Annotated in this window: 15 protein-coding genes; 10 read left to right on the top strand and 5 right to left on the bottom strand. The window is 40.6% G+C overall.

From position 1 onward, the window contains the following. Positions 1–7: 7 nt before the first annotated feature. Entirely contained in the window at positions 8–325 is a 318-nt protein-coding gene (gene cyaY / locus ACU696_RS01270; protein ID WP_209102695.1) for an iron donor protein CyaY, read from the bottom strand. A 235-nt stretch (positions 326–560) separates the two neighbouring features. On the opposite strand from cyaY, the gene lptM reads away from it, so the two are divergent. From lptM to ACU696_RS01225, 9 genes are all read left to right on the top strand, one after another. After that, on the top strand, positions 561–746 hold the full coding sequence (gene lptM, locus ACU696_RS01265; protein WP_004906065.1) for an LPS translocon maturation chaperone LptM: 186 nt from the start codon (positions 561–563) through the stop codon (positions 744–746). 21 nt (positions 747–767) lie between these two features. Continuing rightward, complete coding sequence (gene dapF, locus ACU696_RS01260) at positions 768–1592, top strand: diaminopimelate epimerase (protein WP_004907339.1); 825 nt, start codon at positions 768–770, stop codon at positions 1590–1592. Positions 1593–1616: 24 nt separating this feature from the next. Continuing rightward, positions 1617–2321, top strand: a complete 705-nt coding sequence (locus ACU696_RS01255) for a DUF484 family protein (RefSeq protein ID WP_109912157.1) — start codon at positions 1617–1619, stop codon at positions 2319–2321. Beyond that, positions 2303–3232, top strand: coding sequence for a tyrosine recombinase XerC (xerC, locus tag ACU696_RS01250; protein ID WP_042851726.1), 930 nt, complete (start codon positions 2303–2305; stop codon positions 3230–3232). The genes ACU696_RS01255 and xerC overlap by 19 nt, the downstream gene beginning before the upstream one ends. Then, positions 3232–3948 carry a 5-amino-6-(5-phospho-D-ribitylamino)uracil phosphatase YigB gene (yigB, locus tag ACU696_RS01245; RefSeq protein WP_004907349.1) on the top strand — a complete coding sequence of 239 codons (717 nt, stop codon included), beginning with the start codon at positions 3232–3234 and terminating at the stop codon, positions 3946–3948. The genes xerC and yigB overlap by 1 nt, the downstream gene beginning before the upstream one ends. Before the next feature lie 87 nt (positions 3949–4035). Beyond that, positions 4036–6198, top strand: coding sequence for a DNA helicase II (gene uvrD, locus ACU696_RS01240; RefSeq protein WP_196719588.1), 2163 nt, complete (start codon positions 4036–4038; stop codon positions 6196–6198). 231 nt (positions 6199–6429) lie between these two features. Next, entirely contained in the window at positions 6430–7131 is a 702-nt protein-coding gene (locus tag ACU696_RS01235) for a hypothetical protein (RefSeq protein WP_209102693.1), read from the top strand. Positions 7132–7377: 246 nt separating this feature from the next. Continuing rightward, positions 7378–7962 (top strand): 2OG-Fe(II) oxygenase, encoded by a 585-nt coding sequence (locus ACU696_RS01230; protein ID WP_196724021.1) that lies wholly within the window; start codon positions 7378–7380, stop codon positions 7960–7962. Between the two features lie 207 nt (positions 7963–8169). Continuing rightward, positions 8170–8439 carry a hypothetical protein gene (locus ACU696_RS01225; RefSeq protein ID WP_109912154.1) on the top strand — a complete coding sequence of 90 codons (270 nt, stop codon included), beginning with the start codon at positions 8170–8172 and terminating at the stop codon, positions 8437–8439. Positions 8440–8522: 83 nt separating this feature from the next. On the opposite strand, the gene prfH is transcribed toward ACU696_RS01225, so the two are convergent. After that, complete coding sequence (gene prfH / locus ACU696_RS01220; RefSeq protein ID WP_209102692.1) at positions 8523–9134, bottom strand: peptide chain release factor H; 612 nt, start codon at positions 9132–9134, stop codon at positions 8523–8525. Then, the gene (locus tag ACU696_RS01215; protein ID WP_196724023.1) at positions 9131–10267 is read right to left on the bottom strand and encodes an RNA ligase RtcB family protein; all 1137 of its coding nucleotides are present in this window, start codon (positions 10265–10267) and stop codon (positions 9131–9133) included. Before ACU696_RS01215 ends, prfH begins: the two co-directional genes overlap by 4 nt. A 543-nt stretch (positions 10268–10810) precedes the next feature. Here ACU696_RS01215 and ACU696_RS01210 point away from each other — a divergent pair. After that, positions 10811–10954, top strand: coding sequence for a Hok/Gef family protein (locus ACU696_RS01210; protein ID WP_109912151.1), 144 nt, complete (start codon positions 10811–10813; stop codon positions 10952–10954). 151 nt (positions 10955–11105) lie between these two features. Here the strand turns inward: ACU696_RS01210 and ACU696_RS01205 are convergent, their stop codons facing one another. After that, positions 11106–12824: an amidohydrolase gene (locus ACU696_RS01205; RefSeq protein WP_004907365.1), complete on the bottom strand. Its 1719-nt coding sequence runs from the start codon at positions 12822–12824 to the stop codon at positions 11106–11108. A gap of 101 nt (positions 12825–12925) precedes the next feature. Beyond that, entirely contained in the window at positions 12926–14278 is a 1353-nt protein-coding gene (locus ACU696_RS01200) for an APC family permease (protein WP_004907367.1), read from the bottom strand. Positions 14279–14432 lie beyond the last annotated feature (154 nt).

The following is a 14432-nucleotide window of genomic DNA, read 5'->3' as shown; positions in this document are numbered from 1 at the left end:
GTAATGCTTAAAATGAAAAGAGCTCTTGGCTTTGAAAGGCAATTGCCTCGGCTAATTTAGCTTTAAATTCATGCCCAGAGCGGTCACAAACCCAATTACCTTGTTGATAATCATAATGGTACCCACCCTGTTTAGTCGCTAGCCATATTTGGTGGAATGCTTCTTGCTTGTTGATAATAATTTTACTGCCATCTTCAAAGCTAAGAGTCATCACACCCCCATTGATTTCACAATCAATATCGGCATCACCCTCATAATTATCTAAATGCTCTTCGATGGTGCTCAGTAGCGTTTCTGCTAGCTGATGAAATTCGCTGTCATTCACGATTAATTTCCTGTTTGCTCACAATGGGTTAATTGAAATTATTATTGTTAGCTGAAATTATAGGAGGGAATCTGCATCAGGGTCAATCTAAGCATGCCCACTAAAAACTTCAGACTAAATTTAGCCTAAAGTATATAATATCCGCATGCTAGATAAACAGGCGTGATTTGCAAGGCCACTCCTGTTATTGTGTAAATTATCAGATGTCAAAAGTGAGCAATACGGGCGAAAAAGAATGAAAAAAAGTTTAATTGGGCTTAGTGCACTAGTTGTTTTATTTACCCTTTCTGGCTGTGGCTTAAAAGGCCCGTTGTATTTTCCGCCGGAAGAAACTGCAGCACCGGCTAAGGCATCTGATGTGCAACCTACCGCACAAGACAGCACTGCCAAAGAGCCTGCTCAAACAACAAATAATCAGTAAGCCACCTCTATGGAGCGTGAAATGCAATTTTCTAAAATGCATGGCTTAGGCAATGACTTCATGGTTGTCGATGGCGTTACACAAAATGTATATTTTTCGCCTGAATTGATTTGTCGGTTAGCGGATAGACACACAGGAGTTGGGTTCGATCAACTACTATTGGTTGAAGCACCTTATGACCCTGACCTTGACTTCCATTATCGTATTTTTAATGCAGATGGTAGTGAAGTTGCACAATGTGGCAATGGTGCGCGTTGTTTTGCTCGTTTTGTCAGGCTTAAAGGTTTAACGAATAAGCAAAAAATCAAAGTCAGTACTCAGTCCGGCCGTATGACATTAACCATAAATGAGAATGATGATGTCTGCGTTAATATGGGCGTGCCTGATTTTGAACCACAGAGAGTACCATTTCGCGCAGTTAAAGAAGAAAAAACCTATATTATTCGAGCACAAGAACGTACAGTTCTGTGTGGGGTGGTCTCAATGGGTAACCCGCATTGTGTCATTCAAGTTGAAAGTATTCATACGGCAGAAGTCGAAGTTTTAGGTCCCGCTTTAGAAAATCATGAGCGCTTTCCAGAACGTGCCAATATTGGCTTTATGGAAATTATCAGTGCTGACCACATCCGCTTGCGCGTTTATGAACGTGGGGCTGGGGAAACTCAAGCTTGTGGTAGCGGGGCATGCGCCGCTGTCGCGGTTGGAATTAGTCAAGGATTACTGGCGAAGCGGGTCAAAGTTGATTTACCAGGGGGCTCATTAGATATTTCCTGGGAAGGTCCTGGGGCGCCACTTTATATGACAGGCCCTGCAACGCATGTTTATGACGGAGTCATTCAACTATAATTTTGAATAGCTGAAGAGGGAAAAATGGATAAAACCAAAAAAGCACAGGAATTGGCTCATCAAATTGATGAGGTCGATGTCGTGCGCTACTTAACGGAAAACCCCTATTTTTTTCTTCGTAATGCGCAACTGTTGGAACAGCTAAAAGTACCCCATGTTGTGCGGGAAGCTATCTCATTACCTGAGTTAGTGATGAGTCGTCAACGGTTGAAAATCAAAGAGCTCGAACAAGATATTCGTTTTATGGTTGAGCAAGCTCACGAAAATGTGGAGCTTTTTGATGAATTGTTAGTGTTGGTGATTGAAATGTCATCAGCAGAAAGTTTACAGCAAATGCTGCTAGCGCTAAATCGTTGGGCAAAAAAACTGGGTTTATCCGGTGCTCAAGTGCGTTTGTTTAGTGACAGCTGGCATTTATCCGCTCCTTTGGATGCGCATCAATTAGTTATTTCGCGTCGTGTATTTGAACCCGTGAGAATTCAACGATTTGGCGATAAACGTAACTACCTCGGTCGGTTGAATGGCCCTGAAATTCAATTACTTTTACCTGATGCATTAAATGTCGGTTCAGTCGCTATTTCACTGTTTGGTCAGCATGGTGAATCCGGTATGGTCATCTTTACTAGTCGGGATCGTGAACATTATCAACATGGTATGGGAACGGTCATGTTGGAGAAAGTCGCTCAGATTCTACCGAGGTTATTATGCCAATGGATAGAACGCCTATAAAAAATCAGCCTGAAGGGCTGATGACCCAAATTGAGGCCTTTCTGTATTATCTGCGTGTTGAACGTCGGCTAAGCCCTGTCACGATAACTAATTATCGTCGCCAATTGAGTGTTATTGTGGAAATGTTAGTCTCACTAAATATCCACGAATGGCAAAAAGTTGATGCAACGATTGTGCGCAACGTTGCCGCTAAAAGTCGTAAATCGGGCTTACAAGCCGCAAGTATGGCGTTGCGGTTATCATCACTGCGCAGTTTTTTTGATTGGATGGTGCACCAAGGGGAATTACCCGCAAATCCCGCAAAAGCCGTTCATGCCCCTAAATCCAAAAAGCGTCTTCCTAAAAATATGGATGTGGATGAAGTCTCCCAACTTTTGAATATGGAGAGTGGTGACCCGCTCGTCGTACGTGACCGAACGATGCTTGAAGTGATGTACGGCGCAGGGTTACGTTTATCTGAGCTAGTTGGGCTAGATGTTCGCCATCTTGATTTAAATACGGGTGAAGTGTGGGTTATGGGGAAAGGGAGTAAAGAACGCAGGGTGCCAATGGGAAAAACTGCCGTGAGTTGGCTACAGCGTTGGCTTGAGATGCGAGAGCTCTATGAGCCAGAAGATGACGCTGTTTTTATTTCAACCCAAAGTGGTAAACGTATTTCGAATCGGAACGTACAGAAACGTTTTGAGCAATGGGGTATAAAGCAAGGGGTTAATAGCCACATTAACCCGCATAAATTACGCCACTCTTTTGCGACACATATCCTTGAATCAAGTGGGAATTTACGTGGAGTGCAAGAACTTCTTGGGCATGCAAATTTATCGACAACACAAATCTATACGCACCTTGATTTTCAGCACTTAGCAAATGTTTATGATGTGGCTCATCCAAGAGCAAAGAGGGAGAAACCTTAATGCATTTTTACCGTCCGTTATCACCCATTCTGGCGATCACGTTTGATTTGGATGACACGCTTTACGATAACCATCCAGTTATTGATAAAACGGAAGAAGAAGTTTTACGTTTTGTCCGTGAATATGACCCGCGTTTTAATCATTTTAGTAATGAAGATCTTTATGCTTTTCGTCGTCTTGTCGAAGAGCAAGAACCTGATATCTATCATGATATTTCACGCTGGCGTTGGCTTTCTTCCAAAATGATGTTTTGCCATTATGGCTACTCAAAAGAAGCCGCACAAAAAGGGGCAGATGACATCATGGCGCATTTCACTTATTGGCGAAATAGAATTGATGTCCCAAAGTCTACTCATGAAACACTGTGCCAACTGGCAGAAAAAATTCCGCTGGTGGCGATCACTAATGGAAATGCAGAACCGGAAGCGTGCGGGTTAGGTCAATATTTCCAATTTGTCTTGAAAGCAGGGCCTGACGGGCGCTCTAAGCCATTTTGCGATATGTATCGTTTAGCCGCGAAGCGGCTTGAGATTGAGCCACAATTTATTCTTCATGTTGGTGACAACTTGCTAACAGATGTTGAAGGTGCAATTAACAGTGGCATGCAAGCTTGCTGGATCAACACAAACCAAAAAACACTGATGGAAGAGAAAGAGGTGCGTTTATTACCGCATGTGGAAATTTCGCGGTTGGATTCTCTCTTATCATTGGTATAATCATTTACTGTATAAAAAAACAGTGGCATTCGCCATTGTCAACAACCTCACAGTGGTGTTAGCCACTGTTTTGCTTTGATGGTAACTATGGACGTCTCTTATCTGCTTGAAGGTCTTAACGACAAACAGCGCGAAGCGGTTGCCGCACCGCGTACCAATTTACTTGTCCTTGCGGGGGCTGGTAGTGGTAAAACTCGGGTGCTAGTGCATCGAATCGCATGGCTGATGTCTGTGGAAAATGCTTCTCCATTTTCAATTATGGCAGTGACATTCACGAACAAAGCAGCGGCAGAAATGCGCCATAGAATCAATCAATTGATTGGTACTAGTGAAGGCGGTATGTGGATAGGAACATTCCACGGCTTAGCGCATCGTTTATTGCGCCAACATTACATGGACGCCAATTTACCACAAGACTTCCAAATTCTAGATAGTGATGACCAATACCGTTTAATTCGTCGTTTACTTAAGGCGATGAATTTAGATGAAAAACAATGGCCGCCACGTCAGGGGATGTGGTACATCAACGGCAAAAAAGATGAAGGTCTGCGACCTCAGCACATTGAAGCCTATGGTAACCCAGTTGAAGCCACATGGTTAAAGGTATACCAAGCTTACCAAGAAGCTTGTGATAGAGCCGGGCTGGTGGATTTTGCGGAATTATTGTTACGCGCCCATGAACTGTGGCTGAATAAACCCCATGTCTTGCAGCATTATCGTGAGCGCTTTACCAATATTCTTGTCGATGAATTTCAAGATACCAACAATATCCAGTACGCATGGATCCGTGTACTCGCTGGGGATACAGGCAAAGTCATGATTGTTGGTGATGACGACCAGTCAATCTATGGCTGGCGTGGTGCGCAAGTCGAAAATATCCAGCGCTTTCTCAATGATTTTCCTGGCGCAGAAACTATCCGTCTAGAGCAAAACTACCGTTCAACGAATAATATCTTAAAAGCGGCGAACGCATTGATCGCGAATAACAGTGACCGCTTAGGGAAAAATCTATGGACGGAAGGCGGAGATGGCGAGCCAATATCCCTCTACTGTGCGTTTAATGAGTTAGATGAGGCGCGTTATGTGGTTGGCCGCATCAAACAATGGCATGAAAATGGTGGAGCCTTACAAGATTGTGCCATGTTGTACCGTAGTAATGCCCAGTCTCGTGTATTGGAAGAGGCGCTCATTCAAGGTGCAATGCCATATCGTATTTATGGTGGGCAACGTTTCTTTGAGCGCCAAGAGATTAAAGATGCACTTTCTTATTTAAGATTAATAGCAAATCGTAATGATGATGCCTCCTTTGAACGAGTGGTAAATACACCAACCCGTGGCATCGGAGATAGAACATTAGATACTGTTCGCCAAACTGCACGGGATCAACAGCTAACACTATGGGAAAGTTGTGAGTACTTACTTCGCGAGCAGGTGTTGGGAGGTCGTGCAGCTGCCGCAATTGAACGTTTCTTAGAATTAATCGATGCATTAGCCAAAGAAACCCAAGATATGCCATTACATGTTCAGGCAGATAGAGTGATCAATGACTCAGGCTTGCGTGCGATGTATGAGCAAGAAAAAGGCGAAAAGGCGCAGGCTCGAATTGAAAACTTGGAAGAGTTAGTCAATGCAACCCGTGATTTTAGCTATCAAGACGAAGACCAAGACTTAATGCCATTGCAGGCTTTTCTTTCTCATGCGGCATTGGAAGCTGGGGATGGGCAAGCGGATGTCAGCCAAGATGCTGTTCAATTGATGACTTTGCATTCAGCTAAAGGCCTAGAGTTTCCAGTTGTATTCATTGTGGGCATGGAAGAAGGCATGTTCCCAAGTCAAATGTCGATGGATGAAAGTGGTCGTCTTGAAGAAGAGCGTCGTCTTGCTTATGTCGGTATTACCCGTGCAATGGAAAAACTCACGATTACTTATGCAGAAAGCCGTCGTTTATATGGCAAAGAGGTTTATCACAGGCCTTCTCGTTTTATTGGCGAGTTGCCGACAGAGTGTGTTGAGGAAGTTCGCTTGAGAGCGCAGGTTTCAAGACCCGTTAGCCATCAGCGCCTTGGTACACCGGTTAGTCAAAATGATTCGGGTTATGCCCTAGGCCAGCGTGTTATGCACCCTAAATTTGGTGAAGGCACGATTATTAACCTTGAAGGCAGTGGGGAGCACTGTCGCTTGCAAATCGCCTTCCAAGGTCAAGGGATTAAGTGGCTGGTAGCGTCTTATGCGCGGTTAGAAAATATATAAAAATCATATTACCAATAATAAATATCACTGATAGTTAATTCAGTGATATTTTGCATAGCAATAATAAGTAATTAACTCGCTAATTATTTATTATTGTTATGATAATTAAATTAGGTCTATGTCTGTTGTATTATATAAATACTAAATTAGTTATTTATTACCTGCTCATGTATCATTTTTTTGCGGTACATATCAGTTTTATAGTATTAATACACTAAGGGATATAAAAATATGGGTGCTAATTTTGATATTAAAAATAATGAAAAGCATAAAGAAATTGAGTCATTACTTCTATCAATAGAAAATCGAATAAAAAAAACAAAAGGTGCAGAGAATTCATTAAGGAAGGAAATTAATGAGTTGAAAGCGAAAAAATACACAGATGATGGGGTGTCGTCAGCGCCATTAGTAAGAGAAATGAAAAAAAAATTAAGTGAGATTACAATTAGTCGAATTAAACATGAAAGGATGTTAGATTCTATGAATGAAACAATTCAAACCAGAACTAATAAGATGATAGATAATTTGGAATTAGATTCTGTAAATGAGTCTAAGATGAATGAAAGAATAAATGTGGTTAATTTAATTTCAAAAATCTCACATAACACAAACAATAAAATATCTGATTCAGCAAGAAGTAATATTATTAATGCTAATAATCAGACTATTAAAATAAAACAGGCTATAACAAGGGTTGCAGAACTGACTAAGCAAATAAATAGCGAATATAAAGAAGCTAGATTGAAGCTATTAGTCCAGACTAGTAACCAGCAAGCTATTAGCGAACAAATAGCTTCTTTCTCTATGCCTGATGAAGTGAGTTCTGTAATGGATAATGCAATAGAATCACCAACAAAAATGAATAGTATTGCTCACCATAACTGTGGTGGTTTAGGCAGAACAGGATTTTGTTTATCAGGGCATTTAAGCTAATCAATCGTTTTATTTATTGAATTCAAGGTATTCAACAAAGAGTTGAATGCCTTTTTTAATTTTAATGTAAGGTTGGATGACAAGTGTGATTTCTGTGATTTTTTCTTACTCTATGATAATTAATATTATATTTTCAGTGATTAGTATTGATGGAATGTTTTAATCATCAGGATTTGAGTTTTTAATTTTATTTTTTTGTTTTCTTGCCGTATAAAGTTTTACCGAATAACCTTCCTAGCACTCATCATGTCAATTAATAAACTTATTGATTCACTTTCCTCACAAGGTTGGTATGTGTGGGACGATTTCTTGACTCTGTCCGAAGTTGAAGAAATAAAACAATGCATTCCGAATACATTACAAGACGCACGTATTGGACATCGGGACTCATTACAAGGCAATAAAGCGATTCGCGGCGACCAAACGGTTTGGTTGGAGCCCGGAATGGGGAGTTCTATAGTTCATTATCTCGATAAAATGGAGCAGGTCAGGCAAGAACTTAACTGTCAGCTTTATCTTGGTCTACGTGATTTTGAAACACATTTTTGCCGTTATCCAAATGGCGGTTTTTATAAGAAACACGTGGATAACCCAAGAGGTGTCGGTCGACGAAAAATTACGACAGTTCTATATATGAATGAACAATGGCACCCTAGCGATGGTGGTGAATTGGTTGTCTATGACCAAGAAGATAATCAATTGTTTAAGTTAGAACCCATTGCAGGTCGTATGATCTTTTTCATGTCAGAAGAATTTCCTCATGAAGTGCTCCCGACAGAACAAACTCGCGAAAGTATCGCGGGGTGGTTTTTAACTGAAAAAATACTTTAACCCGTTCAGGCTATTACCACCTCTTATAGAGGTGGCTGATAGAAGTATTCTCATTATTTATACACATAACAAATTTTATAATAGTTATTTTAATATATTTATTTGATTTTCTGTTTTTCTTGATGTTAACTTTATTTGAACTTTGGTTTTTTTATATTAAATTATATTTTCTGCTGTGTGACTAAATTATATAAAAGGAGTTTATAAATGAACAGCACTGATAAGTTCGGTTATGGTTCTAAACAATTTCAACAAGGTGTTAGTATAACGGAGTATAATCGCCAATTAGAAAAAGCTTTGAAGGAATTAAGCGAAAAAAATATTGGTGATACCGTGATGATTAATTCTAATAATGATATGTCATCATTAATACAAAGTGTAAATTATTTCCCAGTACCAAAAGACCATTGCTCGGTTATTGAGGTGGGTTGCTACTCCTCTAAATTGAATAATTCGATTCTTTATGATTTTAAATAATCTACTTTAGAAATCGAATCATTAAATATTGTCTAATGTTGGATTAAATTATGTGCCACCTCTAATTCGAAGTGGCACTAATTTTATATTAATCGTTTAAATTCATTTCCTACAAAAGTTATAGCTGCATTTCCTCGCTCAATTTGATAGTGAGATTGATGGCGCTGTTTATCTAATGCATTTGATTGTTTCGATTGATACTCATCAAGCTTCCATTGTATTAATTGTTTTGCGAGTTTTTTATTTGCATGTTGGCTACGTTCAGATTGAACTTTAACTGTAATTCCCGTAGCAGCATGCTTAGCTCTAACCGCTGAGGACGTTTTATTAACATGCTGCCCTCCAGCCCCTTGCGCTTTGGTGAACTCAAATTCAATTCCACTCTCTTCAATTGGTTTAATGGGAGAGAAACGGGTGACACTCAAAAACCAATTTTTACGTTTATGTCGCGGCCTAATAGGGCTTTGGCATTGCCATTGGACTGTACCGCACCAAGACTGGGCCAATATTTCTGCATCTTCACCTTCTAGGCAAACTAAGGCAGATTTTAGCCCTTTTTTAGAGGGAAATGACTCCAGTACGTCATAAGCGATATGATATTTTTTAGCCTCTTGTAGAAAGCGGGCAAGGGCCTTTTCAACAGCAATACAACATTCTTCAGGCCCCTGAGCAGCGGAAAATTGTAGCAATATCATGAGCAATCTCCACTGGTTTTATAGGTGATAACCGGCTTAAGGCGTGCAACGACTTTAATAACACCAATATTCACCATGCTTTCAATTACAGTATCAATGGATTTATAAGATTGAGGGGCTTCTTCGTAAATCAATTGTTTGTTTGCACAAATAACACGGCTACCTAGTGCCGTTCTTGATAATTGAATCGGTGTATATTTATGAGATAAGCGCCCTTTACACTCAGTTCGCATCCACTTGCGGCCAGCTCCGTGAGCAAGAGAATTCAGACAAACTTCACTTGGCTGTGGGGATACCAGATAGCTGTAATCACCTCGAGAACCAGGGATAACAACTAGCCCGCGATCTGATGGCGTGGCGCCTTTTCGATGTATCCACCCATCAATGCCATTGATTTTACAAGATTCAACTAGGTTATGATTAAGGTCGAGAACGCATTTACCTTTTGACTTTACTTGTTGCAGCATACGTAAACCGATCATTTGGCGATTTAGTTGGGCAAAATCTAAGGCATTTTGATGCGCTTCTAAGTAATTTTTAGCATCTTGAGAGCTATCTATAAGCCCATCATGACTATGATTTTCTACATGTTGACGAAGGATTGATTGGCCTAAACCACGAGAGCCACTGTGAACTAATAACAGTAATTGTTGTTTATTCAAACCACTCATACCGAATAATTCTGGGTTTAATATTTCGTCAACGGCTTGAAACTCAGCAAAATGATTCCCGCCACCAATAGAACTTAATGATGGCATAAAGTCATGTGATTGCATGTTATCTGGGACATGTTCTTCAAGCCAAGATAGAGGCGCATGATCTGACATTTCAAAAAGTTGTTTTTCGAGTTTATCGAGGTTAACTTTCGATTTTTTAATATCCGTTTGAAACAGCGCCATTCCACAACCGATGTCATTACCAACCAGCGCAGGGTAAAAACGCTTGGTAGAGAAAAATGCAGCACCAATTGGATAGCCGCGGCCTGGATGAAGGTCAGGCATGCCGACAACGGATACCATATCAGGTAAGTTTGCGGTTGTTTGTAATTGTTGGATTGCTTTGCTTTCAATCCATGTTGATTCTGTGGCGATGTAGCTAACTTGCTGATCCACAGTATGTAAGGTATTGCCCATAAGCTATTAACTCATTTTTAATTGAAAAATAAGGTGATTAGCAGGCAAATTTAAGAAAATAGATTAACTAACGAGAGTGACTATTTCTGAGAGTGCCCGCAAAGAGTTTGATTAATTGTTGTCATGGTAAACCTCCTTGCAGTTAGTAGATGAATATAAAACGCTGCGGATACTAATGGTAACTTTTTTCTTTTGCAAGCGCTATTTTTAGCATTACGGATTTTTAGTCATTTTCTGAGATAAAAATATAAGTAAATAATTTAAACCTATTAATGATTATTTACCTAATAATTATTTAAATAAACTATTAGATAATTAAATTTATATTTTTATTTATTTTTATGGAATTAAACGTGAGTGAGATATAAAACTTTGTTATTATTTTGGCGGGTGCTTGAGCCTTTCTGGTTTAAGCATATTAAGTTGGAAGAAATGTTTGGATTAGAAAGGAAAAAGCCCCGTTAGTTATTATTAACCAACGAGGCCCGATCTAAACCTGAACAGTTGAGATTGTGCCTCTTAACCATTAAGAGGTCAAGGGAAATGAGCAAGTTCGCAGTGGTGGCGTTTGTTTTTGCGTGTATTACCGTGTTTGGTATTTCAGTATTAATGCGAGATAGGCTTTGTCTAATCGTGATTAGTCATGGAAATACAGTTGTTCAAACAACGTTTTCTTACGAAGAGTAATGTTGCTTTACGAGGGAAGTTATTCCCTCGTAATTTCCCGATTTAATTGTGCGTATTCAGGTTTGGAATTAAATGCCCAATTAAAAACACCCCAAGATATTATTTAATCTTTGGGGTGTTTATTTAATTAGCTATCTAAATAATTAAATTATTAAGCAATATGTACAGTTTTTCCGCCAATAATAGTACGTAATACTTTTACATTCTCAATATCATCTGCAGGGATCTCAAAGACATTGCGATCTAGCACAATCATATCTGCAAATTTTCCTGCTTCTAATGAACCAAGTACATCTTCACGGTGCTGTGCATAAGCTGAGTCTATCGTCGCAGAGCGTAAAACCTCAATGACCGTTAAGTCTCGGTCATTATCAAGTCTTGGCGCTTTTTGCCCATTTATGTCACGGCCACGGCGTGTTGCAGCCACTTTTAAATCATACCACTCGTCGAAATCATCAATTGGCCAGTCACTACCAAACGCAACAACCGCACCAGCGTCGACAAATTTAGCGATGGGTTCAAGTTGCTCAAAGCGTTCATCACCGAGCATTTTTTTCTCAAAAGCGGCGAGTTCTGGCGTTGGGGCGGCCCACTGGAAAGATAAGCAAGCGATGGTTTTTAAGCGCGCAAAGCGGGCATAGTCATCAGCATGGACTAATTCATTATGAGCAAGCCCTGGGCGAATATCTTTTTCTGGGTGAGCAGCACGCATTTTTTCAATCGCATCTAAAACGATAGAAACGGCACCTTCACCAACGGTATGCAAGTGTGGGTCATAGCCCGCTGCGGCAATTTTTTCCATTAATTCATCTAGAATTTCAGCCGTGAAATAGAGATCACCGTAGTTATCGGTTTCTACCCAATTCGGAGCGTCATCCGTGCCTTGATTGATACGGTATGGCTGCAATAACGATGCTGTCATTGTTGGAAATTGCATCACACCATCAACAAACATTTTAATATTATTTAAGCCAATGCCAGGGGCTGGCGTCCAATCGGCTTGGTGCCATTTTTTGGCAAATGCAACGGCTTTATCAACAGCTGCCGCTACTGAGGCAACATCCGGTGTTTCATCAGGGGTTATTTCACGGGCAGCTTGGAAACGGATCGTAAGGTCGCCACGTTGTTGTAATTGAGAAAAGGCTTCAAGCTGTTGTTCTGAAACGCGTGCATCCATCACCATTGTCACACCTTGCTGATTAAGTACTTTCTGTACTAATTCAGCAACTTCAATAGCTTGGTCGTCACGAATCGAAGGAATGCTATCGGCAGCACGCATAGCGGGAGCATCTTCTAAAATACCGTTTAATTCACCATTCTCGTATTTACCAATCTTACCATCAGTTGGTTCAGGCGTATCTTTGGTGATACCGAATAATTCGAGGGCTCGGCTATTTGCTAGCAATGTATGGCAGTCATTTGAAAACAAGACGACAGGGCGTTTCGTATTGAGTTTGTCCATATCTTCACGGTACATATCAACACCTGCAGGGATCATACCTTGGCGCAGCCATGCAGTGACTTTGAGCCAATCATTTTCCCCGGTACGCGGGTCTTTATCGAGGTGATCTTGTACGCGTGCTAAAATTTGGTCGATAGTTAACGATTCATAATTTAAATGGCAACCGAAGAGTTGAATACCGCCCCAAAAAGGGTGCATATGACCATCAATGATGCCAGGCATCATCATTTTGCCTTCGAGATCGATACTCTCTGTCTCAGGACCAACATATTGATGAAGTTCATCAGAGGTGCCTGTGGCAAGAATATAGCCATCACGAACAGCAACCGCATCGACAACGCGATTTTTATCATCTGCGGTATATATATAACCGTTAAAGTAAATAACGTCAGCTAATTGATTATTCATTGTAAACCGTCTGTATCAGTGGTGCTTTGGTGGCACCAACGCTAAAAAAACAACGGGGAAGGCAAGTGCTCCCCCGTAATCATTTATAAGACTTGAAATGCTTAGTTAATAATCATTTCAGTTTCATCGTCAGAGATTGCAGGTGGACGACGAGTAAAACCATGGGTCAGAAGTGCTAAGTAAATTGCACCTGCAGCTAACCACCATAAACCCACTTTAAAGGCTTCGCTATCAAGACTTGTCCATAACCATAATGTTAGGATAACACCAATAGAAGGCATAATCAGGCAAGTGATAATTTTTGTATTATCCAGTGGTGCTTTACGGTCAATATAAAAATGTTTAATGACCGATAAATTCACAAAAGTGAACGCAATTAAGGCACCAAAACTGATCATTGAAGCGACCATGCTGAGCGAAAGCACTAATGAAAGCAGTGATGCTAGCGCAACAAAAATAATCGAGTAAATCGGTGTATTGAGCCTTGGATGTAGATAAGCAAACAGCGAACGAGGTAATACACCTTCACGACCCATCGCATAGAAAATGCGTACAATACTGGCTTGTGAGGTCATTGCTGAGGCAAATACACCAATAACATAAGCGGTGATAAAGCTAGATGCCATCATCGCTCCACCAACTTGTTTCATTACCGCAAGGCTAGCAATATCGGTATTAGGAATAAAATCTTGCCACATCGGATAAACCAGATGCGCACCATAGGAAATGATGACAAACAGCGTACCTGCGATAAACACGGTGTATAAAATCGCTTTTGGTAGCGCACTACGTGCATCTTTGGTTTCTTCTGCCATGGTGGAGATCGCATCAAAGCCAAGGAAGGCTAAGCAAAGTACCGCTGCACCTGCAAATAACCCTGATACTTGTTCTGACATGACCGTAATCGGCGCCAATAAAGCGTCCGTATCCAATACAAATGAAGTTTTAAAACTCAAGTATAGGAACACGGCAATAAATACAAATTGCATTAAAATGATTAGCATATTCATTGAGGAAACTAATTTAATTCCCAAAATATTCATGATGCTAACAATTGTAATTGTGCTGCAAATAATGACGTACATTGGGATATCGGGGAACGCTTCGTGAACAAAGATCCCAATCGCAATGTAGTTAATAATAGGTAGAAAGAGGTAATCGAGCAGTTGTGCCCAACCCACTAAAAACCCGAGTGTGCCGCCAAAGGTTTTTTGCACGTATGAATAAGCAGATCCTGAAAGCGGAAGTGCGCTTGTCATGCGGCAATAGCTCATGGCAGTGAAAAAGACGGCAGCTAATGTAATTAAATAAGCGACAGGCAGATGGCCTTCACTTAATACAGTTACTTGTCCATAGGTGGTGAAAATTCCGAGTGGCACCATATAAGCCAGCCCGAAAAAAACTAACGCAGGTGTGGTCAGTACGCGTTTCATTTGAACGGTATTCTGTTGCATTTTTAAGCCCTTCCCAAAAGCCCTTAAACAACGTTAACTCTGTCTGAATGCACAGGCCGAGTGAACCTAAAATGCAGCCGTACTCGTCATACTTCGAATCACAACGTCGTTGGCTTTGCTCGCTCGCACTAGTCACATACGCTCCTAGCGACTC

The sequence above is a fragment of the Providencia sp. PROV_01 genome, from assembly GCF_053098325.1.
The sequence above is the reverse complement of the archived record's forward strand: the minus strand, read 5'-3'. Positions and strand labels throughout refer to the sequence as shown.

What these genes read in the sequence shown, in the direction of transcription:
- ACU696_RS01225 (WP_109912154.1), top strand. Translation starts at nt 8,170, where the DNA reads ATGAACAGCACTGATAAGTTCGGTTATGGTTCTAAACAATTTCAACAA.
- ACU696_RS01235 (WP_209102693.1), top strand. Translation starts at nt 6,430, where the DNA reads ATGGGTGCTAATTTTGATATTAAAAATAATGAAAAGCATAAAGAAATT.
- yigB (WP_004907349.1), top strand. Translation starts at nt 3,232, where the DNA reads ATGCATTTTTACCGTCCGTTATCACCCATTCTGGCGATCACGTTTGAT.
- prfH (WP_209102692.1), bottom strand. Translation starts at nt 9,134, where the DNA reads ATGATATTGCTACAATTTTCCGCTGCTCAGGGGCCTGAAGAATGTTGT.
- ACU696_RS01215 (WP_196724023.1), bottom strand. Translation starts at nt 10,267, where the DNA reads ATGGGCAATACCTTACATACTGTGGATCAGCAAGTTAGCTACATCGCC.
- uvrD (WP_196719588.1), top strand. Translation starts at nt 4,036, where the DNA reads ATGGACGTCTCTTATCTGCTTGAAGGTCTTAACGACAAACAGCGCGAA.
- xerC (WP_042851726.1), top strand. Translation starts at nt 2,303, where the DNA reads ATGGATAGAACGCCTATAAAAAATCAGCCTGAAGGGCTGATGACCCAA.
- ACU696_RS01200 (WP_004907367.1), bottom strand. Translation starts at nt 14,278, where the DNA reads ATGCAACAGAATACCGTTCAAATGAAACGCGTACTGACCACACCTGCG.
- ACU696_RS01230 (WP_196724021.1), top strand. Translation starts at nt 7,378, where the DNA reads ATGTCAATTAATAAACTTATTGATTCACTTTCCTCACAAGGTTGGTAT.
- ACU696_RS01255 (WP_109912157.1), top strand. Translation starts at nt 1,617, where the DNA reads ATGGATAAAACCAAAAAAGCACAGGAATTGGCTCATCAAATTGATGAG.
- ACU696_RS01210 (WP_109912151.1), top strand. Translation starts at nt 10,811, where the DNA reads ATGAGCAAGTTCGCAGTGGTGGCGTTTGTTTTTGCGTGTATTACCGTG.
- dapF (WP_004907339.1), top strand. Translation starts at nt 768, where the DNA reads ATGCAATTTTCTAAAATGCATGGCTTAGGCAATGACTTCATGGTTGTC.
- ACU696_RS01205 (WP_004907365.1), bottom strand. Translation starts at nt 12,824, where the DNA reads ATGAATAATCAATTAGCTGACGTTATTTACTTTAACGGTTATATATAT.
- lptM (WP_004906065.1), top strand. Translation starts at nt 561, where the DNA reads ATGAAAAAAAGTTTAATTGGGCTTAGTGCACTAGTTGTTTTATTTACC.